The 24,811-nt window shown below is 70.3% G+C and carries 21 protein-coding genes; 11 read left to right on the top strand and 10 right to left on the bottom strand.

Annotation, left to right across the window (positions count from 1 at the left end):
- The 4 genes from ACZ6TI_RS34900 to ACZ6TI_RS34885 all read right to left on the bottom strand — a co-directional run.
- The coding region (locus ACZ6TI_RS34900) for a glycine betaine ABC transporter substrate-binding protein (protein ID WP_465349479.1) at positions 1-356 on the bottom strand (356 nt) is incomplete at its 3' end.
- Complete coding sequence (locus tag ACZ6TI_RS34895; RefSeq protein WP_465349478.1) at positions 353-2,263, bottom strand: ABC transporter permease; 1,911 nt, start codon at positions 2,261-2,263, stop codon at positions 353-355. The genes ACZ6TI_RS34895 and ACZ6TI_RS34900, both read right to left, overlap by 4 nt.
- A complete protein-coding gene (locus ACZ6TI_RS34890) occupies positions 2,260-3,294 on the bottom strand; it encodes a quaternary amine ABC transporter ATP-binding protein (RefSeq protein WP_465349477.1) in 1,035 nt (344 codons plus the stop codon). Before ACZ6TI_RS34890 ends, ACZ6TI_RS34895 begins: the two co-directional genes overlap by 4 nt.
- A gap of 13 nt (positions 3,295-3,307) precedes the next feature.
- Positions 3,308-4,810, bottom strand: coding sequence for a GMC family oxidoreductase (locus ACZ6TI_RS34885; protein WP_465349476.1), 1,503 nt, complete (start codon positions 4,808-4,810; stop codon positions 3,308-3,310).
- 191 nt (positions 4,811-5,001) lie between these two features.
- On the opposite strand from ACZ6TI_RS34885, the gene ACZ6TI_RS34880 reads away from it, so the two are divergent.
- Together ACZ6TI_RS34880 and ACZ6TI_RS34875 are read left to right on the top strand one after the other, a co-directional pair.
- A complete protein-coding gene (locus ACZ6TI_RS34880; RefSeq protein WP_465349475.1) occupies positions 5,002-5,958 on the top strand; it encodes a TIGR03885 family FMN-dependent LLM class oxidoreductase in 957 nt (318 codons plus the stop codon).
- A gap of 18 nt (positions 5,959-5,976) precedes the next feature.
- Positions 5,977-6,858 carry a hypothetical protein gene (locus tag ACZ6TI_RS34875; protein WP_465349474.1) on the top strand — a complete coding sequence of 294 codons (882 nt, stop codon included), beginning with the start codon at positions 5,977-5,979 and terminating at the stop codon, positions 6,856-6,858.
- Here the strand turns inward: ACZ6TI_RS34875 and ACZ6TI_RS34870 are convergent.
- On the bottom strand, positions 6,815-8,164 hold the full coding sequence (locus tag ACZ6TI_RS34870; RefSeq protein WP_465349473.1) for a ferredoxin reductase family protein: 1,350 nt from the start codon (positions 8,162-8,164) through the stop codon (positions 6,815-6,817). The two genes, ACZ6TI_RS34875 and ACZ6TI_RS34870, sit on opposite strands and share 44 nt — an antisense overlap.
- Positions 8,165-8,489: 325 nt before the next feature.
- On the opposite strand from ACZ6TI_RS34870, the gene ACZ6TI_RS34865 reads away from it, so the two are divergent.
- Positions 8,490-9,923 (top strand): hypothetical protein, encoded by a 1,434-nt coding sequence (locus ACZ6TI_RS34865; protein ID WP_465349472.1) that lies wholly within the window; start codon positions 8,490-8,492, stop codon positions 9,921-9,923.
- A 185-nt stretch (positions 9,924-10,108) separates the two neighbouring features.
- On the opposite strand, the gene ACZ6TI_RS34860 is transcribed toward ACZ6TI_RS34865, so the two are convergent.
- Entirely contained in the window at positions 10,109-11,086 is a 978-nt protein-coding gene (locus ACZ6TI_RS34860) for an HIRAN domain-containing protein (protein WP_465349471.1), read from the bottom strand.
- A 68-nt stretch (positions 11,087-11,154) separates the two neighbouring features.
- On the opposite strand from ACZ6TI_RS34860, the gene ACZ6TI_RS34855 reads away from it, so the two are divergent.
- The 4 genes from ACZ6TI_RS34855 to ACZ6TI_RS34840 all read left to right on the top strand — a co-directional run bounded on the left by ACZ6TI_RS34855 (position 11,155) and on the right by ACZ6TI_RS34840 (position 14,522).
- Entirely contained in the window at positions 11,155-11,610 is a 456-nt protein-coding gene (locus ACZ6TI_RS34855; RefSeq protein WP_465349470.1) for an aminoacyl-tRNA deacylase, read from the top strand.
- A 278-nt stretch (positions 11,611-11,888) separates the two neighbouring features.
- Positions 11,889-12,956 carry a type I glyceraldehyde-3-phosphate dehydrogenase gene (locus ACZ6TI_RS34850; RefSeq protein WP_465349469.1) on the top strand — a complete coding sequence of 356 codons (1,068 nt, stop codon included), beginning with the start codon at positions 11,889-11,891 and terminating at the stop codon, positions 12,954-12,956.
- A gap of 18 nt (positions 12,957-12,974) precedes the next feature.
- Positions 12,975-13,877 (top strand): serine/threonine dehydratase, encoded by a 903-nt coding sequence (locus ACZ6TI_RS34845; RefSeq protein WP_465349468.1) that lies wholly within the window; start codon positions 12,975-12,977, stop codon positions 13,875-13,877.
- A gap of 39 nt (positions 13,878-13,916) precedes the next feature.
- Entirely contained in the window at positions 13,917-14,522 is a 606-nt protein-coding gene (locus ACZ6TI_RS34840) for a M15 family metallopeptidase (RefSeq protein ID WP_465349467.1), read from the top strand.
- Positions 14,523-14,598: 76 nt separating this feature from the next.
- On the opposite strand, the gene ACZ6TI_RS34835 is transcribed toward ACZ6TI_RS34840, so the two are convergent.
- The gene (locus ACZ6TI_RS34835) at positions 14,599-15,387 is read right to left on the bottom strand and encodes a methyltransferase domain-containing protein (protein WP_465349466.1); all 789 of its coding nucleotides are present in this window, start codon (positions 15,385-15,387) and stop codon (positions 14,599-14,601) included.
- 101 nt (positions 15,388-15,488) lie between these two features.
- Between ACZ6TI_RS34835 and ACZ6TI_RS34830 the strand changes: the two genes are divergently transcribed.
- The 3 genes from ACZ6TI_RS34830 to ACZ6TI_RS34820 all read left to right on the top strand — a co-directional run bounded on the left by ACZ6TI_RS34830 (position 15,489) and on the right by ACZ6TI_RS34820 (position 20,154).
- Positions 15,489-16,514: an aspartate-semialdehyde dehydrogenase gene (locus ACZ6TI_RS34830; protein WP_465349465.1), complete on the top strand. Its 1,026-nt coding sequence runs from the start codon at positions 15,489-15,491 to the stop codon at positions 16,512-16,514.
- A 446-nt stretch (positions 16,515-16,960) separates the two neighbouring features.
- Positions 16,961-18,640 carry a hypothetical protein gene (locus ACZ6TI_RS34825; protein WP_465349464.1) on the top strand — a complete coding sequence of 560 codons (1,680 nt, stop codon included), beginning with the start codon at positions 16,961-16,963 and terminating at the stop codon, positions 18,638-18,640.
- A gap of 83 nt (positions 18,641-18,723) precedes the next feature.
- A complete protein-coding gene (locus ACZ6TI_RS34820; protein WP_465349463.1) occupies positions 18,724-20,154 on the top strand; it encodes an RNB domain-containing ribonuclease in 1,431 nt (476 codons plus the stop codon).
- On the opposite strand, the gene ACZ6TI_RS34815 is transcribed toward ACZ6TI_RS34820, so the two are convergent.
- The 3 genes from ACZ6TI_RS34815 to ACZ6TI_RS34805 form a co-directional block, all read right to left on the bottom strand.
- Positions 20,123-20,557, bottom strand: a complete 435-nt coding sequence (locus ACZ6TI_RS34815; protein WP_465349462.1) for a VOC family protein — start codon at positions 20,555-20,557, stop codon at positions 20,123-20,125. The genes ACZ6TI_RS34820 and ACZ6TI_RS34815 overlap by 32 nt on opposite strands.
- Positions 20,558-20,605: 48 nt before the next feature.
- Positions 20,606-21,439, bottom strand: coding sequence for a 3-methyl-2-oxobutanoate hydroxymethyltransferase (panB, locus tag ACZ6TI_RS34810; protein ID WP_465349461.1), 834 nt, complete (start codon positions 21,437-21,439; stop codon positions 20,606-20,608).
- Positions 21,440-21,536: 97 nt separating this feature from the next.
- Positions 21,537-23,291, bottom strand: coding sequence for an NAD+ synthase (locus ACZ6TI_RS34805; protein ID WP_465349460.1), 1,755 nt, complete (start codon positions 23,289-23,291; stop codon positions 21,537-21,539).
- 114 nt (positions 23,292-23,405) lie between these two features.
- Here ACZ6TI_RS34805 and ACZ6TI_RS34800 point away from each other — a divergent pair, with 114 nt between their 5' ends.
- On the top strand, positions 23,406-24,758 hold the full coding sequence (locus ACZ6TI_RS34800; RefSeq protein ID WP_465349487.1) for a glutamine synthetase family protein: 1,353 nt from the start codon (positions 23,406-23,408) through the stop codon (positions 24,756-24,758).
- Positions 24,759-24,811: the final 53 nt, after the last annotated feature.

Raw genomic sequence — 24,811 nt, 5'->3', positions numbered from 1 at the left:
CCGGTCGGTCCGACCTCGACGGCGACTTTCTTGTCTTCGATGTAGGTCTTCTTCAGGTCGTCGTGGCCCCAGTTCTCCACGATCACGTCGACCTCACCGGTTTCGAAGCCCTGCCAGGAGATCTCCTCCTTGAGGGTTTTCTTCTCGACGGTGTAGCCCAGTTCCTTCTGCAGGATGTGGGCCAGGACCGCGGCGTTGGCCTCGTAGCCGACCCAGGGGTTGATCGCGATCTTCACCGTGCCCTTGGGCGCGTCCCCGCCGGTGGATCCGCTGCCCGCGTCCGACGTCGCGCCACCACAACCGGCGACGGCGAGGCTGAGTGCGGTCGCCGCCCCGATAAAGATCCTGCGTTTCATGGCCGAAGTTCCTTCCGTTGGGAAAAGCCGTGCGTGAGACGGTCGAGGAGGATGCCCAGCAGCACGATCGCGAGGCCGGCGGCGAGGCCCTTGCCGAAGTCCTCGCGCTGCGCGAAGCCGGCCACCACGTCGTAACCCAGGGCGCCGGCGCCGACCAGGCCGCCGACCACGACCATCGCCAGCACCATCACGATGCCCTGGTTGGTGGCCAGCATCAGGCCGCCGCGGGCCATCGGGAGCTGCACCTTCCAGAGCAGTTGGCGCGGGGTCGACCCGGCCGAACGGGCCGCCTCCACCACGGTCGCCGGTACGTCCCGGATGCCGCGCTCGACCAGCCGCACCACCGGCGGGACGGCATAGATGACCGCGGCCACGATCGCGGTGAACCGGCTGGCGCCGAAGAACGCCACCGCGGGCAGCAGATAGACGAACGACGGCATCGTCTGCGCCGCGTCCAGCAGCGGGCGCAGACCGCTCGCGAAGCGGTCGTGCCGGGCGCACAGCACGCCGAGGAAGACGCCGACCAGCATGGTCAGCACGGTCGCCACCAGCACGGTGGCCAGCGTCTGCATCGAGTGCTGCCACAGACCCAGCCCGGCCAGCCCGGCGGTGGCCAGCGCGGCCAGGATCGCGTGCCGCCAGCCGCTGACCAGCGAACCGAAGACCAGCACCGCGATCACCAGCAGCCACCAGGGCGTGGTGACCAGCACGGTCTGCAGGGGGTCGAGCAGCCAGCCGCTGACGATGTTCTTCAGGCCCTCGGTGAAGTCGTACCAGTGCAGCTCGGCCCACTTGGTCGCGGTGTTCACCGGCGCGGCGAAGGAGAACCGCCAGGAGCCCGGGAACTCGTTGCTCAGCGGGATCACGGCGGCCAGCACGATCACCACGGCCAGGATCGCGACGCGGATCCGGCCGGGCGGCGGCCGCAACGCCGCCCGGGTGGTCACCCGGTCCAGCACGATGGCCAGCACCACGATCGCCAGGCCCGCGTCGAAGGCGGCGCCCACGTTCACCCGTTCCAGCGCGAAGATGATGTTCAGGCCCAGCCCCGGCGCGTCGATCAGGGCGGTCACCACCACCATCGACAGCGCCATCATGATGGTCTGGTTCACCGCCAGCACGATGGTCGGGCGAGCCATCGGCAGCCGCACCTTGAAGAGCAGCTGACGCGCGGTCGAGCCGAGCGCGGTGGCCGCCTCCACAGTGGTCTTGGACACCTCGCTGATGCCCAGTGCGGTGATCCGGATGGTCACCGGGATCGCATAGATCAGGGTCGCGATGATCGCGGCCGGCTCGCCGATCAGGAAGAGCAGCGTCATCGGCGCGAGATAGGCGAAGGTCGGCAGGATCTGCATCACGTCCAGCACCGGCCGCAGCGCCGCGCCGACCGCCGCCACCCGCGCCGCCAGCACCCCGATCGGCACGCCGATCAGCACCGCGATCAGCACCGCGGTCAGGGTCAGCACCAGCGTGTCGACGCTCTCCTGCCACAGGTCCAGCAGGCCCAGCCCGACGAAGCCACCGACCGCCAGCAGCGCCGCCCGCCACCCGGCCAGCACCAGCGCGAGCGTGCCGGCCACCGCGATCAGGCCGACCGCGCCGAGCCCGTGGAGCGCGCTCTGCACGGCGCCGACCAGCACCACCACGCCGAGACGCAGGTAGTTGAAGCCGTACAGGAAGATCGGGCTGGTGTCGCGGTTGGCGTCGACCCAGTCACGCAGGTCGGTCAGCACCCGGAAGGCCCACGCGTCCTCCGAATCCGCGGCCCCGGCGGTGCGGAAGACGAGATAGGCGACCACGGTCACCAGGATCAAGACCACGATCCCGGTACGCCGTCCCGGCCGCGTCCAGCGTGCCGGCCGCGCCGCCCCGGTCGCCGGTTCGGTGGCCGTCACCGTGGCGGTCACGCGTGCACCTGCGGTCGATGCCCGATCAGTGCGGGCACCAGCTGCTTGGCGTCCACCACCCCGAGCAGCTCGTCGCCGTCCACCACCCGGATCGGCCGGCCGGCGCCGAGGATCCGCGACACCGCATCTCGGATCACCGTGGTGGCCGGCATGGTCAGGTCCTCGAACTCCTCGCCGTCCTCGGCCGGGCGCACGATCCAGCGCAGCGTCAGCACGTCCGCCCGCGGCACCTCGCGCACGAAGTCCGACACGTAGTCGTCGGCGGGCTTGCCGACCAGATCCTCCGGCGTGCCCACCTGCACCAGGTCGCCGTCGCGCATCACCGCGATCCGGTCGCCCAGGGTCAGCGCCTCGGACAGGTCGTGGGTGATGAACACCAGGGTCTTGCCCACCTCGGCGTGCAGCCGGCGCACCTCGGCCTGCATGTCCCGGCGGATCAGCGGGTCGAGCGCGCTGAACGGCTCGTCGAACAGCAGCACCGCCGGGTCCGCGGCCAGCGCCCGGGCCAGACCCACCCGCTGCTGCATGCCGCCGGAGAGCTGATCCGGATATTGCTGCTCGTGGCCGTCCAGCCCGACCAGGTCGAGCACCTCGCCCGCGCGCCGGTGCCGTTCCGCCTTGCCGACTCCCTGGATCTCCAGCCCGTAGGCCACGTTGTCCACCACCTGCCGATGCGGCAGCAGGCCGAAGTGCTGGAACACCATCGCCACCTGGTGCCGGCGCAGCTCACGCAGCCGCTTGGGGTTCATCCGGCGAACCTGCTCGCCGTTGATCGACACCTCGCCGCTGGTCGGCTCGATCAGCCGGGTCAGGCAGCGGACCAGCGTGGACTTGCCGCTGCCGGACAGGCCCATGACGACGAACACCTCGCCGGGCGCCACCTCGAAGCTGACGTCGCGGACCGCTGCGACACAACCGGTCCTGGCGCGCAGTTCGGCCCGGGGCAGCCGGCCGAGATCCGAGTCGACGACTCGCTCGGGCTTGACGCCGAACACCTTCCAGAGATGTTCCACGGCAATCGTTGGGGTCACGTCGGTCCTCAAATTAGTTGTCGGTGGCGATCAGGTCGGCGGCCTTCTCGCCGATCATCAGCACCACGACCACCGGGTTCACCGTGGTCATGGTGGGCAGCACGGAGGCGTCCGCGATCCGCGCGTTGGCCAGGCCGCGCACCCGCAGCGCCGGGTCCACGACGGCCATCGGGTCGTCGGCCGCACCCATCCGGCAGGTCCCGGCGGGATGGTAGACCGTGTGGTGCGCGGCCCGGCCGTACGCGGAAAGCTCTTGATCGGTCTGGATCTGCGGTCCGGGGGCGATCTCGCGGCGGATCCACGACGCGAACGGCTCGGTCGCGGCCACCTCGCGGGCGATCCGGAGGCCGTCGACGATGGTCTGCTCGTCATAGCCGTCCGGGTCGGTGAAGTAGCCGAAGTCGAGCGCGGGCTTGGTCGCCGGGTCGGCGTCGACCAGCCACATCCGGCCGCTGCTGTGCGGGCGCGGGATGTTCGGTGTCATCCCGAAGCCGTGCTCCGGCACGTCGTAACCGAGGCGCTCGGTGTTGACCGTGAACGGGATCTGATAGAGGTGGAACATCAGGTCCGGGCGCTCGCCGCCGGCCCGGTTGACGAAGAGCCCGGCGTCCGAGTCCATCGCCGACTCGGCCGGCACCGGCCGGCTCGCCTCCCAGAGGATCAGCGACTCCGGGTGGTCCAGCAGATGCTCGCCCACGCCGGGCAGGTCGAGCCGCACTCCGATGCCGAGCTTCTCCAGGTCGGCGGCCGGGCCGATGCCGCTGAGCAGCAGCAGGCGCGGGGTGTCGATGGCGCCCGCGCAGAGTACGTATTCGGCGCCGCGGATCACGCCGCGGTCGGTGTGCACGCCGGTCACCCGGTCGCCCTCGGTCTCCAGCCGGAAGGCCCAGGTGTCCGTCATGATCGTCAGGTTGGGCCGGTCGAGGTGCGGGTGCAGATAGGCCACCGAGGACGACGAGCGGATCCCGGTCTCCGGGTAGTAGCCGACCGGGAAGAAACCGGTCCCGTCCCGGAACGGCGCCGCGTTGAAGTCCGGACAGGTGGGCACGCCGAGCGCCTTCGAGGCCGAGTCCACGAAATCGGCGGCGAGCTGGTTGCGCTCGACCACCGGCACGATGTTGATCGCCAGGCGGTGCCAATAAGGCAACATCTCCTGGTACGACCACCCGGCCGCGCCCGCCGCGACCCAGTCGGCGAAGTCACCGGGCGGCGGCAGGAAGCTGATCATCGTGTTGTGCGACGAGCAGCCGCCGAGCACTTTGGCCCGGGAGTGCCGGATGTGCGAGTTCCCGCGCGGCTGCGGCACGGTGCCGTAGTCGTAGTCGAACTCGGTCTCCAGCAGGCCGAGCCAGTTTCGCAGCCGCAACACCCGGTCGTCGCCCACGTCGGACGGGCCACCCTCGATCAGGCAGACCCGGACACCGGGATCGGCGGACAGCCGGGAGGCGACCACCGCACCGGCCGTGCCACCCCCGACGACCACCACGTCGAACTCGGTAGTTTCCAGCGCAGGCACCTTCCGTCGACGATTGATCACACACCAGCAGCACGCGACGTCGGCGGTCAATCGATTGCGAAGACTTTTACCTCAGTGCAACAAATCGACAGCGCTCCGCAAGCGTTGCCTATAGGTGTGCAGAGACCCTCTGCACACCTATACGCAACACCCGGCGTAGCGCGACCGACGGCGGGGTACTGAGCCTTCGTATGACTCAGTACGGCATCCACGCCTCGCACGAGCAGATCCCGCCCGCCGAGCTACTAGACGCCGTGGTCGCCGCCGAACGCGCCGGCTTCGAAGCCGCGATGTGCTCCGATCACTTCTCGCCGTGGAGCGAACGGCAGGGCGAATCCGCCTTCGCCTGGTCCTGGCTGGGCGCCGCGCTGCAGGCCACCAACCTCTCCTTCGGCGTCGTCAACGCGCCCGGCCAGCGCTACCACCCGGCGATCATCGCCCAGGCCATCGGCACTCTCGGCGCGATGTTCCCGGGCCGGTTCTGGGCCGCGCTGGGCTCCGGCGAGTTCAGCAACGAGCACATCACCGGTGGGGACTGGCCGCGCAAGGAGCTGCGCAACCAGCGCCTGCTGGAGTGCGTCGACGTGATCCGCGACCTGCTGGCCGGCGAGACGGTCACCCGGGACGGGCTGATCACCGTGGACCGCGCCAAGCTGTGGACCCGTCCGGAGTCGCCGCCGCCGCTGATCGGCGCCGCGGTCAGCGTCAAGACGGCGGCCTGGGTCGCGTCGTGGGCCGACGGCATGGTCACCGTGAACGCGCCCGAGGCCCGGCTGCGCGAGATGATCAGCGCCTTCCGGGATGCCGGCGGACGGGGGCCGGTCTGCCTGCAGGTGCACCTGAGCTGGGCGGGCAGCGAGTCCGAGGCCGAGGAGATCGCCTACGACCAGTGGCGCAGCAACGTCTTCCCGCCGCCGATCTGCTGGGACCTGGAGACCGTCGAGCACTTCGACGTCGTCTCGGAGAACGTCACGCTGGATCAGGTCCGTTCGGTGGTGAACATCTCCGCCGATCTGGAGAAGCACATCGACTGGCTGCGGGGGTACGCCGCCCTCGGCTTCGACCGCATCTACCTGCATCACGTCGGTCAGGACCTGCTGCCGTTCATCGACGCGTTCGGCGCCAAGGTGCTGCCCGCCTTGCGCTGACCTGCTTGGCTCTCAGGAATGCCACGCTTCGTGCCGTTCTTCGCCTGGATCCCGGCCGGGCTGATCCTGCCGCTGGTGCTGCTCGACGCGACGAAATACGAGGGCTACACCGCCGAGCCCGGCGAGCTGCGGACGGTCGCCTTCGTGGTGGCCGCCCTCGCCGGGCTGGTGCTCGGCTTCACCCACGGCCGCCGGCTCGGCGTGTTCATCCTGCTCGCCGAGACCGGCCTGGCCACGGCGTTCTACCTGATCCTGCACACCGTGCTCTACGGCAGCGTGATCTCGATGCCTACCATGCAGTGGTGGCCGGGAGTGGCCCTGGGCGTGGCCGGCGCCGCGGCCGGTCTGGCACTGGGCCGCCTGCGCCGCCCGTCGGAGCCCGGCCCGCCCGGCACTCGGTGGTACGCGTTCGCCCTGGCCGCGCTCTGCTTCGGTGTCGTGGCCTTTCCCTCGTTCGTGCGGATCGGCGCCGAGATGTCCACCAGCGCCTTCCAGGCCACCGGCGCCGCGACTCAGGCGCTGCCGCCCGGCCGGCACGCGGTCTATTCGCTCTGGGGCACCTGGGACTGCGACGTGACGGTGGACGGCTCACCGGTGCCGCTGGACCGGCCCGCGGTGCAGCTGACCGACAACAGCGACAGCATCGTCGCGGTGCTGGTCGGCACGTTCACGCTGGACCGCGCGGGCGCCGTGGTGGCGAACTGTCCGGAGGCGAGGCTCGGCCCGCCGCCGGTCACGAAGGAGCCCTTCGCCACCCTGATCGACCGGCCCGCACTGTGGATGTGGACCATTGCCGTCCTGCCCGGCCTGGTGATGGCGGTGTGGGTGTGGGCCGCCCGCCGCCGCGCCGCGGGTCTCAGCCGGCCAGCCGGAACCGCTCCGCGTGCACCTGCTTCTTAGGCACGCCGAGCTCGCGCAGCGCCTTGAGCACGGCGACCGCCATCGCCTCCGGCCCGCAGATGTACACGTCCCGCTCGCGGATGTCCGGCACCGCCGCCTCCAGATTGGCCGGGGCGAACGGCGTGTTCGGCGGGCTGCCCTCGCCGGTCTTGCCGGTGAGCACGTGCAGTTCGGCGCCGCGTGACCGGGCCAGGTCCTGCAGCTCGTTGATCAGCACCGCCTGCGGCATGCTGGACACCCGGTAGAGCACCGTGATCGGCCCGGTCAGCTCCTCGAGCAGCGACCGGATCGGGGTGATCCCGATGCCACCGGCGATCAGCAGGCTGGCCGCCTTCGTGCGCTGCACGCCGGTCAGCGCGCCGTACGGCCCCTCCACGATCACCCGGTTGCCGACCGGCAGGTCCCGCAGCCCGGCGCTGGTCTCGCCGACCGCCTTGGCGGTGAGCCGCAGCGACGCGCCGTTCGGAGCCGCGGAGAGCGACCACGGATTGACCTGCCACCACGGGTTGTGGCCGGGGAAGCGCCACAGCATGAACTGCCCGGCCCGGGCCGGCAGCTTGTCCAGATGTTTGCCGGTGACGTGCACCGACACCACGCCGTCCGCCTCCGGCACCACCGCGGCGACCCGGAACTGATGCCGCGCGTTGCGGATCACCGGCACGATCACCCGGAAGGTCAGCAGCGACCCGAGCGCCAGCGCCCACAACAGCCACCAGTACGCCCGGGACAACGACGACGCGGTGAACGTGGTGATCTCGAACAATTGATGAATGAGCGCGAAAACGATCACCATGTAAAGCAGGATGTGCATGGCGTGCCACGTCTCGTAGGAAAGGCGTCGCCGGGCGTATCGGGCGGACGAGATCGCGATCACCGTGATGAAGATGAACGCCACCATGCCGAGCAGCACCGGGAACGATCCGGCGAGGCTGACGAGCTGCCTCGGCACCGTGTTGCCGTCGAGTTCGGCGAAGCCGAGCACGATGAAGGTCACGTGCAGCAGCAGCGTCCAGAAGAGGGTGAAGCCGGTCCACCGGTGCAGCGCGGTCAGCTGATCCATGCCGAGCCGCCGGTCCAGCCACGGGATCCGCGCGATCAGCGTGAGCTGGAAGATCATCACCAGCGCCACGTGCAGCCCGAAGAACTTCCCCACCGTGATCAGCGTGTTCTTCTCCGGAACGTCCGAGGTGAAGAACATGAACCAGACGAAAAGCAGGTTGGCGCCGAGCACCGTCCACAGGACGAATCGTGCGGCGGTCGCGGGGTGTATCACGGAACGGGTAGGGGCTTGACTGGTGGCCGTCATGGACATCTCCTGTCCGGGGCGCCGGTGCGTGTCGACATTGTGCCAGCGTGTACAGCACGGGTGGCGGGCCGGTTCAGTTTCCGGCGCGTCAGGCTCCGGACCAGCGGAAATGTCCGGAACTTGACGGGCGCGGCGGGGTGAACCCGTGACATCGGCCGAACGGATGATGCTGGCGGTTCGGCGTACCTCCCATATTTCTTCTTTAATTGCCGCTCAAGAAGGGCTCAATTCTCATCCGGAAATTGGCTTTCCGAACTGCGGGCTCCTAGCCTCCCTGTGTCAGCTCAAATGTATTTGGGGAATCGCTGAACCAGAGGTATCTCGCATGCGTAGGTCCGCCAGCCGCCGAGCAGCACCTTCACCGAACAGCCGCCGCAACCGCCTGATCGGCGTGGCCGGCGCCCTCGTCGTCTTCGGGGGCATCATCGGCGCCGCCCAGCTCTCGTTCGCCGACGACGACGCCGGGGCGAAGGCCGAGACCAAGCTCACCTCGCCGAGCGGTCTCGAGATCCTCACCAACACCTGCGACGACAGCGAGCTCGACCCGCACGACGGATTCCAGGTCGGCAACCGCTGCGTCTCCACCGAGTTCGGCGAGGTCGGCACGGCGGAGAACAACCCGACCCTGCTGATCACCGAGGCGCCGAAGTCGGTCACCGTGGGCCAGCCGTTCACCATCAAAGTCAGCACGCGCAACCTGATCCGGGACCGCTTCCTCGCGGCCGGGCAGGGCGGCTACTACGTGGAGAGCTCGGTTCTGCAGGACAACATCGTGCGCGGCCACTTCCACACCGCCTGCCGCGATCTGAACAGCTCGGCCGAGGCGCCCGACCCGGCGCCGGTGCCGCAGTTCTTCGTGGCCACCGAGGACCGCAAGGGCGGCGCGGCGCCGGACGTCGTCTCGGTGCAGGTGCCCGGGCTGCCGAACGCGGGCGATGTGCAGTGCTCCTCGTGGGCGGGTGACGGTTCGCACCGCATCCCGATGATGCAGCGCGCCAACCAGACCCCGGCCTTCGACTCGGTGCGCGTGAAGGTGAACGCCGCCGAGGAGCAGCCGCCGGCCGAGGAGGAGCCGCCGGCCGAGGAGGAGCCCCCGGCGGAGGAGCAGCCGCCCGCTGAGGAGGAGCCGCCGGCCGAGGAGGAGCCCCCGGCCCAGGAGCAGCCGCCCGCGGACGACAACGGTGGCGACAACGGCGACAACGGCGGGGACAACGGCGACAACGGCGGGGACAACGGCGACAACGGTGGCGACGACCAGTCGGCGCCGCCGGTCGCCCCCGGGCAGCCGCAGACCGACTCCGGCACCGTCAACCAGCCTCCGACGAAGAAGCCGACCACCCCGGCCAAGCCCGCCGACAGCTCGTCGGACAACGACCAGGCCGACACCGAGGAGTCCGGCAGCGACGAGTCCGCCGGCGACGACACGGATTACGACGCGGCTCCGGTGCAGGAGCTGACCGGCGACAACAACAAGATCAAGCCCGAGTCGGCCGACAAGAAGAACGACAAGGCCGAGTCCGGCTCCGGCGACAAGGCCACCGGTGACGCGGTGGCGGGCAACACGGACGATGGCGCGCCGGACCCCGACCCGACCAACGCCGCCGTGGCCGCGGCGAACAACAAGGACGACGACGGCGGGCTGGCCCTGACCGGCGCCAACACGGTGGCGATCATCGGTGGCGGCGTGGTGGTCATCCTGATCGGCTTCGTGATCCTCAGCGCCACGCGGCGCCGGCGCCCCCGGACGCACTGGCACTGATCGACCTCCCCACCGGCCGCCGGGCACCCACCGAGGGTGCCCGGCGGTCGTGTGTCCAGGGTCGTGCATCAGACGAACTGCTAACCGATCGCGTACACCGGGCCGTTCACCAGGCGAACCGGCGGCCAACTACGACGACGCGGTCTCGTCCACCCGGCCGCTGCCGAACAACCGCCTGTGCCGCCTCAGGCCCAGAAGGGCACCCACCACTGCCAGTCGTCCGGGGCCGGCTCCCAGCTCGGGTCGGGTCGCCAGCCCGGTGGGGGAGTCCAGCCGGTCGGCGGCTGCGGCCAGCCGGACGGCACCACGAAACGGATGCCGTTCGGGCGAGGCGGGATCGGGCCGTGCTGCCGCGGGCGGTCGGCCTGGGTAGCGGGTTGCGGCGCGCCGAGCCAGCTCTCCGGAAGCTCGTGTGCTCGAAGCACGTAGAGCGCCGCCTCCGTCCTGATGCTGTTGCCCTTGATGATCGCCCGGCCGGCGCAGACGACTCCGGCGTTCGCGAGGTGGCGCACCGCGGGCAGCAGATCGCCGCTCATCTTCGGGGTCAGCTGGCCGATCCGCGAACCATCGAGGCGCACTTCCACCACGGTTCGCGAGGTTCGGGCCAGCTGTTCGACGATCTCGTGGAGGGTGACGTAGGTCCAGCACTCGCCCTCGGGCCGAACGAACGGGGCCAGCGTCTCGCCGTGCTTCTCCTCGCCGGTGACCTGGATCGCGTGGCCCACCGGAAGGAGGCGATGCTCGGTGCTCGGCGGCAGGTTGGCGGGCACGACCATGTGCGGCTCGGCGAGATCCAGCCGGATGGATCCGCGGAAGTTCCGGCGGCCGCTGTCGTACTCATCCCACTCCGAGCCCCACACACGGGCGGTGACCTGAGGCGACCAGCCCTGCGACGTCAGCCGGGACAAGATCGGCGCATAGCGCGGCGCTTCCTCCCTCGGCAGGAAGCCGACCCTCCTGCCGTCCACCCATACGCCGACGGCGTGACGATCGTGCTTGTTGGTCGGATCAGGTGTGAGCGTGGCCGTGGTGGTGACCTCGGAACCCTCGGCCTTGAAGTCGTTGCCGAAGACCTGCCGGATCGCTGTCGCATAGTGCGACTCGCCGACCACGTCGAAGCCTGGATATCCGCGTTGACCCCAGAGTTCGAAGGGGATTGTCATCGACCGAAAGTAGCGCTTCCGACACGTCCTGACCGTCAGCCATCGGGGTGGTCTCTACAGTGATCCACATGTCTGCCGCGCTCGAGGCTGTTGCCGGGATCTCGCACGAAGTCGTCCGGCATGGGCCGGTCGGCAGTCTCGAGGAGGCGGCCCGCAGTCAGGGCGTCGAGGTTCGCGACGTGGTCAAGACTCTGGTCGTGCGGCGGGCCGACGGTGACTTTCTCTTCGCACTCGTGCCCGGCGATCGGGTGATCTCGTGGCCCAAACTGCGCGCCCTGCTCGGGGTGAGCCGGCTGTCCATGCCGGATGCCGCCACCGCCAAGGAGGTCACCGGCTACGAGCGCGGCACGATCACGCCGTTCGGGTCGGCCACCGCCTGGCCGGTCTATGCCGACGAGCGGATCCGTGGGCGCACCATCAGCCTGGGTGCGGGGGAGCGCGGGGTGGCCGTGCGGCTCGCCGCGGACGATGCGGTCGCCGCGTTGTCGGCGACCTACGTGGATCTCTCGGAGTCGGTTTCCTGAGCAAAACGGTTTGAGCATGGCATGAATGTCCGGCGGGAGCGCTCCCGCAGATGGCACAACAACTTCCATCTGGGAAACAGATGGCACACCATCCGAGTGACGCTTCTCTTCTGGGTGCTGGTCAGGCGTAACGTCGCGAACGTCGCGTGCCGGGAGCGCGAATGTGATGTCGTCCTATGCGGAGACTCGTTGACGTGCAACTTGCACACTCATAGTGTCCAGTGCGTGACGGCGGGTATATGTAACGGATCCAGGCCGGGCGGCCGGGAGGAGTCTCGGTGAGCGTCGCGATCGGCATCAATGGATTCGGGCGGATCGGACGGTGCCTGACCCGCATCGTCTCGACGGCTCCGGACCCGGGCGTACACATCGTCGCGGTGAACGACATCGCCAGCCCGGATCGGCTGGCATACGGTCTGCGGCGGGACAGCATCCGCGGCGCGTTCCCGGGCACGGTGACCGCCCGCCAGGGACAGATCGTGGTGAACGACCGGGCCATCCGGGTCTTCAACCAGGCCCAGCCCGAGCGGATCCGGTGGGCCGAGGCGGGCGTGGACGTGGTGATCGAGGCGACCGGCCGGTTCCGCTCCGGCGACCTGGCCCGGCGGCACATCACCCACGGCGGCGCGCGCAAGGTGGTGATCAGCGCCTCCGCCGACGATCCGGACGCGTTCCTGGTGATCGGCGCCAACCAGGGCACCTACGACGCGGAGCGCCACGACGTCATCTCGCCCGCGTCCTGCGGCGTGAACGCGCTGACCATCATGGCCAAGGTGCTGCTCGATCGGTTCGGGCTGCAGTCGGTGAGCACCTCGGTGGTGCTGGCCGTGCAGGGCTGGCAGAAGGTGCACGACGGCCTGGTCGGCGCCTCGCGCAACGACCCGCGGCTCGGTCGGGGCTCGCTGGAGAGCATCATTCCGCACAACTACGTGGTCGGTGACCTGGTGCGGCACATCCTGCCCGGCATCGGCGAGATGATGTTCAGCTACTACTGCGTGCCGACGCCGGTGGGCTCGCTGGCCGAACTCGCCGGGCGCACCGATCAGCCGGTCTCGGTCGAGGATGTCAACCGCGCGATGGCCGAGGCCGCGGCCGGCCCACTGCGCGGCATCCTCGGCTACGACCCCGATCCGACCGTCTCCGTGGACGTCAAGAACAACCCGGCGTCGGTGCTGCTCGACCCGTCCGGCACCCAGGTCACCCCGGACGGCGGGGTGCGGGTGCGCGGCTGGTTCGACAACGAGTGGGGTTTCTCGCACCGGCTGCTCGACCTGGCCCGGTTGGTGGGCGATCGCCGATCAGAGACGACGCTCACCGGCGGCCACACGTCCTGGAGCATCGCTTGAAGACTAAAATCCAAGGCGATGATCACACCCATTGAGGTACGCGCCGCGGGACAGCTCATCGCCGGCCGGATCCGGCAGACCCCGCTGCTGCGGGCGGCGGAGTCGACCTGGTTCAAGCTGGAGTTCGCCCAGGTCTCCGGGTCGTTCAAGGCGCGCGGCATGTTCCACCAGATCATGGCGGCCGGCCGGCTCCCCGCGGCCGGCATCGTCGCGGCCTCCGGTGGCAACGCCGGTCTGGCCGCCGCCTATGCGGCTCGTGAGCTGGGCGTGCCGGCCGAGGTCTACGTGCCGGTGAACGCCCCGCCGGTCAAGGTCGCCAAGCTGACCAAGCTCGGCGCCCGGGTCACCCAGGTGGGCCGGGAATACGCGGAGGCCTACGCCGCGGCGGTGGTGCACGCCGAACAGGTCGGCGCCAAGTTCTGCCACGCCTACGACGACCCGGACATGGTGGCCGGCAACGGGACCCTCGGCCTCGAACTGGCCGGCGAGGTGGAGTTCGACACGGTGCTGGTCGCGGTCGGCGGCGGCGGGTTGCTGGCCGGGATGGCGGCCGCGTTGCCGGACAAGCGGATCGTCGCGGTGGAGCCGCACGCGTGCCCGACGCTGCGGACGGCGCTCGAGCAGGGCGGGCCGGTGGACGTGCCGGTCTCCGGGGTGGCCGCCGACTCCCTCGGGGCGCGGCGGGTGGGCGTTCTCCCGTACGAGATGGCTTTGCGCAGTGGGGTTGAATCGCTTCTCGTGGACGACACCGCGATCGTCGAGGCCCGACGCCGGCTGTGGGACGACTGCCGTCTCGTGGTGGAGCATGGGACGGCTGCGGCCTATGCGGCGCTGGCCAGCGGTGTCTTCAAGCCGGCCGACGGCGAGCGGGTGGTGGTGCTGCTCTGCGGCGCGAACACCGATCCCAGCGATCTGGCCTGACTTTCCGGGGCGCGACTCAGTCTCCGGGCGGTTGCGCCGATGGGCTTGAACGTGGGCATCGAGGGAGTCGGCGGGCGCATCGCCGACATTCAGAGCCGGATCATCGCGCTGCAGACGCAGGCCGCGGGGACGACCACCAAGCCGGCGTCGGCCACATCGGCCGCATCCGGCTCGGAGTTCGCGTCCTACCTCAACGACGCGGTGGCCCAGACCGGCGCGGCGAACAAGACCTACAAGCTGAACAGCAAGGGCATCCCGGAGGATCTCGTCGCCTACGGCAACGGCAAGATCCCGGCGAACGCGCTGGGCGAGGTCGGCAGCACCGGGCACAAACTGTGGGCGCCGGCCGCCGAGTCGCTGACCAAGATGATCGCCGACGCGAAGAGGGACGGCGTGACGATCGGCATCACCGACTCCTACCGGTCGTATGACGAGCAGGTGGACGTGGCGCGGCGCAAGGGGCTGTATTCGCAGGGCGGGCTCGCCGCGCAGCCGGGCACCAGCGAACACGGCTGGGGCATGGCCACGGACCTGGACCTGAACGCCAAGGCGCTGACCTGGATGCGTGCCAACGCCGAGAAGTACGGTTTCGACGAGAACGTGCCCCGCGAGACGTGGCACTGGGCCTACAAGCCGAACGGCTGACGCCGGGGTGTTGCGTATGGGTAGGCAGAACGGCTCTGCACACCTGGAGTAAACACCCGCGCGGGTGCGCGGCGGGTCAGGCCTGGCAGAGCAGTTCCCCGTGCAGGATCGAGAGCCAGCCGTCCGGGTCGGCGGCCCAGGTGCGCCAGGCCTCCGAGATCCGTTGCAGGTCCTCCTGGGTCGCGGCGCCCGTCGCCACGGCCGTGCGGGCCATGTCCGAGCTCAGCACCCGCTCCGCCCACATGCCGCCCCACCAGTCGCGGTCCGCGTCGTCGGCGAAGCACCACGTGCTCGACGATGCGGTCACCTCGGTGAAGCCGGCCGCGTGCGCCCAGCTCAGCAATCGCCGCCCGGCGTCCGGCTCGCCGCCGTTGCCGCGGGCCACCCGCTGGTAGAGGTCCAGCCACTCGTCCAGGCCGGGCAACCGGGGAAACCAGGTGAACGCCGCATAGTCGCTGTCGCGCACCGCCACCACCCCGCCGGGCCGGGTCACTCGCCGCATCTCGCGCAGCGCCGCCACCGGGTCGCCGACGTGCTGCAGCACCTGGTGCGCGTGCACCACGTCGAAGGTGTCGTCCGGGAAGCCCAGCGCGTGCACGTCGCCGACGGCGAAGTCGACGTTGTCGCGGGAGATCTCCGCGCGGGCCAGGCCGAGCGCCGCCTCGCTGATCTCCAGCGCCGTCACCCGTCCGGGTGCGACCAGCGTCGCCAGGTCGGCGGTGATCGTGCCGGGCCCGCATCCGACGTCGAGCACCGTGACACCGGAAGTCAGCCGGGGCAGGAGATAACCCGCCGAATTCTCTGCGGTGCGCCAGCGGTGCGACCGCAGAACCGACTCGTGATGCCCATGCGTGTAGGTCGCCATGGCCCTGACGCTAACCCCGTTGTCCGAACATGTGGGACGACAATCCCACCATCCGGTAAGAGCGGGAGGGCAAAACGAGGTCGGGCCGTAGTTTGTAGGCCATGAGGATCGGCATCGTAGGCGCGACGGGACAGGTCGGCGGCGTCATGCGCCGCATTCTGTCCGAGCGCGATCTCCCCGTGGACCAGCTTCGTCTCTTCGCCTCGGCCCGGTCGGCCGGACGCACCCTGCCGTGGGGCGACGGCGAGGTGACCGTGGAGGACGCGTCGACCGCGGACTACAGCGGCCTCGACATCGTCCTGTTCTCCGCGGGCAAGGGCAGTTCCAAGGAGCTGGCGCCGCGGGTCGCCGAGGCCGGCGCCGTGGTGATCGACAACTCGTCGGCCTGGCGGATGGACCCGGACGTGCCGCTGGTGGTCGCCGAGGTGAACCCGCGCGCGATCGCCGGGCGGCCCAAAGGCATCATCGCGAACCCGAACTGCACGACGATGGCCGCGATGCCGGTGCTGCGGCCGCTGCACGACGAGGCCGAGCTGGTCGGCATGGTCGCCACCACCTATCAGGCGGTGTCCGGCGCCGGGCTGGCCGGTGTGGCGGAGCTCGCCGAGCAGGTGCAGAAGGTGGCGGATCGCGCGGCCGAGCTGACCCACGACGGCGACGCGGTGGAGTTCCCGGAGCCCAAGGTCTTCGTCCGGCCGATCGCGTTCAACGTGCTACCGCTGGCCGGCGCGATCGTCGACGACGGCAGCGACGAGACCGACGAGGAGCAGAAGCTGCGCAACGAGAGCCGGAAGATCCTCGACATCCCGGGGCTCAAGGTTTCCGGCACGTGCGTGCGGGTGCCCGTCTTCACCGGCCACTCGTTGCAGGTGAACGCCCGCTTCGCCCGGCCGCTGAGCCCGGATCGCGCGCGTGAGTTGCTCGCCGGCGCGCCCGGAGTCGAACTGTCCGACGTTCCGACGCCGTTGCAGGCGGCCGGTCGTGACCCGACCTTCGTCGGCCGGATCCGCGCCGACGAGACGGTGGACAACGGCCTCGCGCTGTTCCTCTCCAACGACAATCTGCGCAAGGGCGCGGCGCTCAACGCGGTGCAGATCGCGGAGTTGGTGGCCGCCGAACTCGGCTGACCCGACCACTACACAAAACCCGCCCGGAGGCCAGCTCCGGGCGGGTTTTGTCGCTGGATCGGGGAGACATTGCCTCAATCCACAATGGAAATTCTGGACTTTTTGCCCGAATCGGTAGCGCATGGTCGGTTTGAGGTGCACAGTGATTTCATGAACGACAGTGGGCCTGGCGGGGGCGGCTATTTCTGGTGCCTCCGACACAACCGGGTCGAGTCCGGGGACGACGTGTGTCCCGCGCAGTTCCGACTCGGCCCGTATGCCTCCGCTGACGACGCCACGCGGGCACTCGAGACGGTCGAGAAGCGCAATGCGGCGTGGGATGCCGAGGATGCTCGCTGGACAGGGGAGGAAAGCTAGGCCGGCGCCGACTCCTGTGTCCAAGCCGGAATCTCTGCAGTCTCCACGCGGAGACGAGCCCGCAGTCATTCGCAAGGAGGAACTTCCCCATGGCCGCTGCCACGAAGGCCACGACCAAGAGCAAAACCGATTCGGGTACGCGAACCGCCAAGCCGGCCGCGACCCGTTCGACCGCAGCCAAGTCGACCGCGGCTAAGCCGACCGCCGCCCGATCGACCGCCGCCCGATCGACCACGGCCCGATCGACCACGGCCCGATCGACCACGGCCCGATCGACCACGGCCCGGCCGACCACAGCCAAGTCTGGCGCTGCCAAGCCGACCGCCACCCGGTCTGCCGCCGCCAAGACCACCGGCGCCCGGTCGACGGCGACGAAGACCGCCACCAAGCCGGCGACGGCGCGCAAGACCACCGCGAGCAAGGCCACCACCACCGCTCGCAAGCCGGCCACCGCGACCGAGGCCACCACGGCGCGGAAGACCACGGCTGCCCAGACCGCAGCTGCCAAGACCGCGGCTGCCAAGACCGGCACGGCTCGGAAGCCCGCGGTAGGCAAGACCACCGCGACCAAGGCGACCACCGCGCGCAAGACCACGGCGACCAAGGCAACGACCGCGCGCAAGCCGGCCGCGACCAAGGCGACCGCGACCAAGGCGACCGCGACCAAGGCGACCGCGACCAAGGCGACCGCGACCAAGGCGACCGCGACCAAGGCGACCGCGGCCAAGGCGACGACGGCGCGCCAGACGACGGCCACCAAGCCGGCCACTGCGCGCAAGACCACGGCGACCAAGGCCACCACGGCTCGGAAGTCGGCCGCCACCAAGGCCAAGAGCAGCACCGCGCGCAAGGCGGCGGCCAGCCGTCCGACCGCGGCCAAGGCCGGTTCGCCGCGGCCGTCGAGCAAGATGACCGCGTCCCGCACCGGCGCCAAGGCCGGCGCGCCGCGGACCGCCGCCAAGCGGACCAGTGCGGCGGAGTCCACCGGTGCCAAGGCGACCATGGTCCGGGCCACTACGGAGACGCCGGCCACCACCGGCACGGTCGCCGCCACCTCGGCCCCGGCCAAGAAGGCGACCCGCAGCACGGTGCCGGCGGCCAAGAAGACGACCGCCACCAAGTCGGCGGCCGCAAAGAAGACCGTCGCCAAGAAGGCGCCGGCCAAGAAGACCACGACCGCCAAGAAGACGACGACCGCGAAGAAGACAACGACCGCGAAGAAGACAACGGCGGCCAAGAAGACAACGGCGGCCAAGAAGACAACGGCGGCCACGAAGGCGACCGCGGCCAAGAAGGCGCCGGCGAAGAAGGTCACGGCGACCAAGACGGCGGCCAAGAAGGCGCCGGCGAAGAAGGTCACCGCGACGAAGACGGCGGCCAAGAAGGCCCCGGCCAAGAAGGTCGCGGCCACCAAGACCGCCGCCACCAAGACCGCCGCCACCAAGACCGCCGCCACCAAGGCGCCGGCCAAGAAGACCGCGACCGCCTCGAAGGCGACCGCGGCCAAGAAGGCGCCGGCGAAGAAGGCCACCGCGACCAAGACGGCGGCCGCCAAGAAGACCGCGGCGAAGAAGGCTCCGGCCCGCAACGCCCGGCCCGCCACGACCGCCGCCAAGTCGGGCAACACCGCCCGCTCGGGGCGCACGGTCAAGACCTCGGCCACGAACGCCGGCCGGGTCAAGTCACCGTCGTCGGCCGCTGCCTCGCGCACGGCTTCGGCGGGCAACGCGCGTACCGGAGCGAAGAAGGTCGCCGCCCGCCGCGCGTGAGCGAAAGACGGAATTTCCGGGGTCGCGCCGATCTGGCGCGGCCCCGGCGTCTTTTCCGCTGGTGCGTGGGGTAGGAAGGACGCGTGCCGAGCAAACGGGTGGTAGCGCCGCGGATCGACTTCTCCGTGCTGCGGAAAGAGCTGAAGTTGCCGGGCGAGTTCCCGGCGGAGGCGCTGGCCGAGGCGACGCGGGCGGCCAAGGACACGCCGCTGCCCGCCACCGATCTGACCGATGTGCCGTTCGTGACGATCGACCCGGCCACCTCCCGCGACCTCGACCAGGCCATGCACCTGAGCCGGCAAGGTGAGGGCTACCGGGTGCGCTACGCGATCGCGGACGTCGCGACCTATGTGCGGCCGGGCGGCCCGCTGGAGGCCGAGACGTGGCTGCGCGGGCAGACCATCTATCTGCCGGACGGGCGCATCCCGTTGCATCCGCCGGTGCTCAGCGAGGACGCGGTGAGTCTGTTCCCGGACGTGGAGCGGGCCGCCGTGGTGTGGACCATCGACCTGGACGGCGACGGCGCGGTCACCGGCGCGCGGCTGGAACGCGCGCGGGTGCGCAGCCGGGCCAAGCTGGACTACGTCGGGGTGCAGGCCGAGGTGGACGCCGGCACGGCCGGGGAGCCCTATGCGCTGCTGCCCGAGCTCGGCGAGCTGCTCGCGCGGCGGGCCGCCGACCGGGGCGCGATCAACCTGCCGCTGCCCGAGCAGGAGGTCGAGCCGGACGGCGCCGGGTGGCGGCTGGTGTTGCGCGCGCCGCTCGCGGTCGAGGAGCACAACGCGCAGATCTCGCTGCTCACCGGCATGGTGGCCGCGGACCTGATGCTGCGCGGCGGGCTGGGCCTGCTGCGCACGATGCCGCCGCCGCGCGCCGACGCGGTGACCAAGCTGCGGGCGGCCGCGCGTTCGCTGGGGGTGTCCTGGCCGGCGGACGCCTCGGTCGGGGCCGTCGTGGCGACGGTGGACCCGGGACAGCCGCGCGGCGCGGCCTTCCTGGACGCGGCCGCGGAGCTGCTGCGCGGTGCGGCGTATACGGCGTTCGACGGGACGCCGCCGGAGGAGACCGGGCACGGCGGGGTCGGCGCGCCGTACGCGCACGTGACGGCGCCGCTGCGCCGCCTGGCCGACCGCTATGCCACCGAGGCCTGCCTGGCGCTGCACGACGGCCGGGAGGTGCCGGAGTGGGCCCGGGAGGCGCTGCCGAAGCTGCCCAAGGCGATGGGCGCCACCGACCGGCTGTCATCGGCGGCCGGCCGCGGCGCGATCGCGCTGACCGAGGCGGTGCTGCTGCACGGCCGGGTCGGCGAGGTCTTCGACGCCGGCGTGCTGGATCTCGACGACAACCCGAAACGGCCGCCGGGCGGGACGATCGCGCTGGACGATCCGGCGGTGCTGGCCCGCTGCGCCGGGACGTTGCCGCTGGGCGAGCGGATCCGGGCCGAGCTGGTCACGGCGGATCCGGTGACCCGTACGATCGAATTCAAGGAAGCTGGGGGATCCCGTCCGGAGTGAGCGGGAAACCGGGGTTGAAGGTGATCTCCCAGAGGTGGCCGTCGAGGTCGGCGAAGTAGCCGAGGTAGCCACCCCAGTCGGCCGTGGTGCCGGCCTTGACCAGCGTCGCCCCGGCCTGCACCGCGGAGCGCAGCGCCTCGTCGACGGCGGCCGGGCTCTCCACGTTGATCGCCAGCATGACGCCGCGGAAGTCCGCCGAGGTGCGCGGCGGCAGGCCCGCGTCACCGCTGATGTCGTCGGTCTTGACCAGCGACAGCAGCCCGCCGGCGGTCTGGAAGAAGCTGACCATGGCGGGCACCGAGGCGGGCGAGAGCCGCCACCCCAGGGACTCGTAGAACTCGGTGGAGCGGGCGACGTCGGCGACGCCGAGGGTGACCAGGCTGACTCGGGGCGGGACGGACATGACCGAGATCATGCCACTCGCGCGCACGGCCCCGAGTCGGCCCGATCCTTACTCGAACGTGTGCTCGGCGGCGGGGAACTCGCCGCCGCGCACCTCGTCGGCGAACGCGCGGGTGGCCTCGCCGAGGGCGCCGGCCAGGTCGGCGTAACGCTTCACGAAGCGCGGCGCCTTGCCGGTGCGCAGGCCGGCCATGTCCTGCCAGACCAGCACCTGCGCGTCGGTGTCCGGGCCCGCGCCGATGCCCACGGTCGGGATGCTGAGCTCCTTGGTGACCGTCTTGGCGACCTCGCCCGGCACCATCTCGAGGACCACCGCGAACGCGCCCGCCTCGGCCACCGCCTTGGCGTCGGCCACCACCTCGGCGCCCTCATTTTCGCGGCCCTGCACCAGGTAACCGCCGATGTTGTGCTCGCTCTGCGGGGTGAAGCCGATGTGCGCCATCACCGGGATGCCGGCGTTGGTGATCGCCGCGATCTGCTTGGCGACGCGGCGGCCGCCCTCGAGCTTGACGGCGTGCGCGCCGCCCTCCTTCATGAACCGCACGGCGGTCCGCAGCGCCTGCTTCGGACCCTCCTCGTACGAGCCGAAGGGCATGTCGGCGACGATCAGCGCGGTTTTGGTGGCCCGCACCACGCCGCGGACCAGCGGAAGAAGCTCGTCGGTGGTGATCGGCACGGTGGTCTCGTAGCCGTAGACGTTGTTCGCCGCCGAGTCGCCGACCAGCAGCACCGGGATGCCGGCCTGGTCGAAGATCGCGGCCGTGTACTGGTCGTAGGACGTCAGCATCGGCCAGCGGTCGCCACGGGTCTTGGCGGCGATCAGGTCGCGGGTGCGCACTCGCCGGGTGGGCGGGCCGCCGTACAGCGTGGGTACCTCAGACATCTCGATCTCCTTCCCTCGAGGCCGCCCTCGCGGTCCCCGGGTCCGTGGAAATCGTCGCACCGCGACAAGCCCCCCTGTCAGGGTGCAGTGCAATGTTTCACATACTCTCCCGAAACCTGTTCGTAATCGGGAGACGGCGGTCACGGCCGAAGGCCTTGATGGAGATCTTGGTGCCGGGGGCGGACTGCCGGCGCTTGTACTCCGCGATGTCGACCATGCGCAGCACCTTGTCCACCAGCTGCTCGTCGTGCCCGGCCGCGACCAGGTCGTCGCGGCCCTGGTCGCCGTCGATGTAGCCGATCAGGATCGCGTCCAGCACCTCGTAGTCCGGCAGCGAGTCGGTGTCCACCTGGCCGGGGCGCAGCTCGGCACTCGGCGGCTTGGTGATCGAGTTCTCCGGGATCGGCGGCTCGGTGCCCAGCCGGGCGGCCTCCGCGTTGCGCCACCGGGCCAGCTTCCAGACCAGCGTCTTCGGCACGTCCTTGAGCGGGTTGAAACCGCCCACCGAGTCGCCGTAGAGCGTGGAGTAACCGACCGCGAGCTCACTCTTGTTGCCGGTGGTGAGGACGAGGTGGCCCTCCTGGTTCGACAGCGCCATCAGGATCACGCCGCGTACCCGGGCCTGGAGATTTTCCACCGCCAGGCCGGAGAGCGACATGTTCGACAGGAACGCGTCGACCATCGGCTGGATCGGCTCGATGCGGTAGTCCAGGCCGGTGCGCTTGGCCAGGTCGGCCGCGTCGTCCTTGGAGTGGCTGGAGCTGTACCCGCTGGGCATCGAGATGGCGGTGACCCGGTCCGGGCCGAGCGCGTCGACCGCGATGGCCGCGACCACGGCCGAGTCGATGCCGCCGGACAGGCCGAACACCACCGAGCGGAAGCCGTTCTTGGTCACGTAGTCGTGCAGACCCAGGACCAGCGCCTCCCAGATCTCCGCCTCGTCGGTGATCCGGTCGGCGATGCCGCCCACCGCCGGGCCGTCGGCCAGCGGACGTGGCGGCTGCGCGATCTCGACGCGGCGGATGCCCATCCCGTCCGGCCCGGGCTGGTAGTCGTCCTGCGCGGAGCCGGGCAGCTCGAGGTCGTGGATCAGCAGCTCGTCGCTGAACTGGCCGGCCCGGGTGAGCAGGTCGCCCTGGGCGGTCACGATCATCGAGTCGCCGTCGAAGACCAGGTCGTCCTGGCCGCCGATGAGGTTCACATAGGCGATCGTCGCGCCCGCCTCGGCCGCCCGGCGACGGACCAGCGGCAGGCGGACGTCGTCCTTGTCCAGCTCGTACGGTGAGGCGTTGATGTTGACCACCAGCCCGACGCCGGCCCGCCGGGCCGCGGCGAACGGCCCGCCGGCCTGCCAGAGGTCCTCGCAGACGGTGAGCGCGATGTCGACGCCGCCGAACCGGACCACGGTCAGCGTGTCGCCCGGCTCGAAGTAGCGGTCCTCGTCGAAGACGCCGTAATTGGGCAGGTGATGTTTGTAATAGGTGGCCTGGATCTCGCCGCCCAGCAGCAGCGCGGACGCGTCCCGGCGGCCGCTGCCCGGCACCGCGTCGGCACTGGTCGGGGCCGGGCCGTCGGCGTCCACATAACCCACCACCACGGCCAGGTCGCCCAGCCCGTCGGCGGCCAGGTCGGCGGCCAGCCGGGCCAGCGCGCGCTGCGATGCGGCCACGAAGGAGTCGCGGAAGACCAGGTCCTCGATGGGGTAGCCGGTGAGCATCATCTCGGGGAAGGCGACAAGTTGGGCGCCGGAGTCGGCCGCGGCACGTGCCGACTCGCGCACTGACGCGGCGTTGCCGGGCAGGTCACCGACCGTGGAGTTCACCTGGGCAAGCGCGATCCGCAGCGTGGGCATGCTCCCCATTGTTCCGCACCCAATGCCTCGATCCACTCGACGGTCGGCGTAATCTCTGCGTAACGGGGCGGCGGGAGACTGACCCGCCAGGCTTGACAAGCTCGAGGGGTGGACGTGGACCGACAGCAGGAGTTCGTGCTTCGTACGCTCGAGGAGCGCGACATCCGTTTTGTCCGGCTTTGGTTCACCGACGTGCTGGGCACCCTGAAAAGCGTGTCGGTGGCGCCCGCCGAGCTGGAGTCCGCCTTCGAAGAGGGCATGGGCATCGACGGCTCGGCGATCGAGGGATTCGCCCGGGTCTACGAGTCCGACATGGTCGCGATGCCCGACCCGACCACGTTTCAGGTGTTCCCGTTCGAGGGCGGGGTGAGCGGCGAGAGCGCCCGGATGTTCTGCGACATCCTGCTGCCCGACGGCAGCGCGGCCTGGGCCGACCCGCGGCACGTGCTGCGCCGGATGCTGGCCAAGGCGGCGGAGAAGGGCTTCACCTTCTACACCCACCCCGAGGTCGAGTTCTTCCTGATCCAGGACGGCCCGCTGGACGGCAGCCTGCCGATCCCGGTGGACACCGGCGGCTACTTCGACCACACCACGCACTCGGTGGCCCGCGACTTCCGCCGCCAGGCCGTGCTCGCGCTGGAGCGGATCGGCATCTCGGTCGAGTTCAGCCACCACGAGGTCGCGCCCGGCCAGCAGGAGATCGACCTGCGTTATGCGGACGCGCTGACCACGGCGGACAACATCATGACGTTCCGGCACGTGGTCAAGGAGGTGGCGCTCTCCCAGGGGGTGCGCGCGACCTTCATGCCGAAGCCGTACACGGACCAGCCCGGCAGCGGCATGCACACGCACCTGTCGCTGTTCGAGGGCGAGCGGAACGCGTTCTTCGACGGCGACGACCCGCTCAAGCTCTCCAAGACCGCGCGGGCGTTCATCGCCGGCCTGCTGGTGCACGCGCGGGAGTACACCGCCGTCACGAACCAGTGGGTCAACTCCTACAAGCGGCTCTTCCCGATGCAGCTGCCGGACCGGATCACCGAGTCGCCGGCGTTTGTGAGCTGGGGACACCTCAACCGCTCGGCCCTGGTGCGCGTGCCGGCCTTCGGCAAGTCCAACTCGGCCCGGGTCGAGGTCCGGTCGATCGACTCGGCCACCAACCCCTACCTGGCTTTCGCGGTGATGCTCGGCGCCGGCCTCAAAGGCATCGAGGAGGGGTACGAGCTCCCGCCCGGCGCCGAGGACGACGTCTGGGGCCTCTCCCCGGCCGAGCGCAAGGCGATGGGATACGAGGCGCTGCCGGAGAACCTGTCCGAGGCGATCGACGTGATGGAGAAGTCCGAACTGGTCCCCGAGGTCCTCGGCGAGCACGTCTTCGACTTCTTCCTGCGGAACAAACGGGCCGAATGGGAGCAGTACCGGCGCGAGGTGACCCCGTACGAGCGGCAGAGATATCTCGGCGCGCTTTAATTTTCGGCCCTCGGTGGATCACGTATTCGCGCAGGTCCGATACGGTGCCTGTC

This window comes from Actinoplanes sp. NPDC051388 (genome assembly GCF_055586225.1).
The sequence above is the reverse complement of the archived record's forward strand: the minus strand, read 5'-3'. Positions and strand labels throughout refer to the sequence as shown.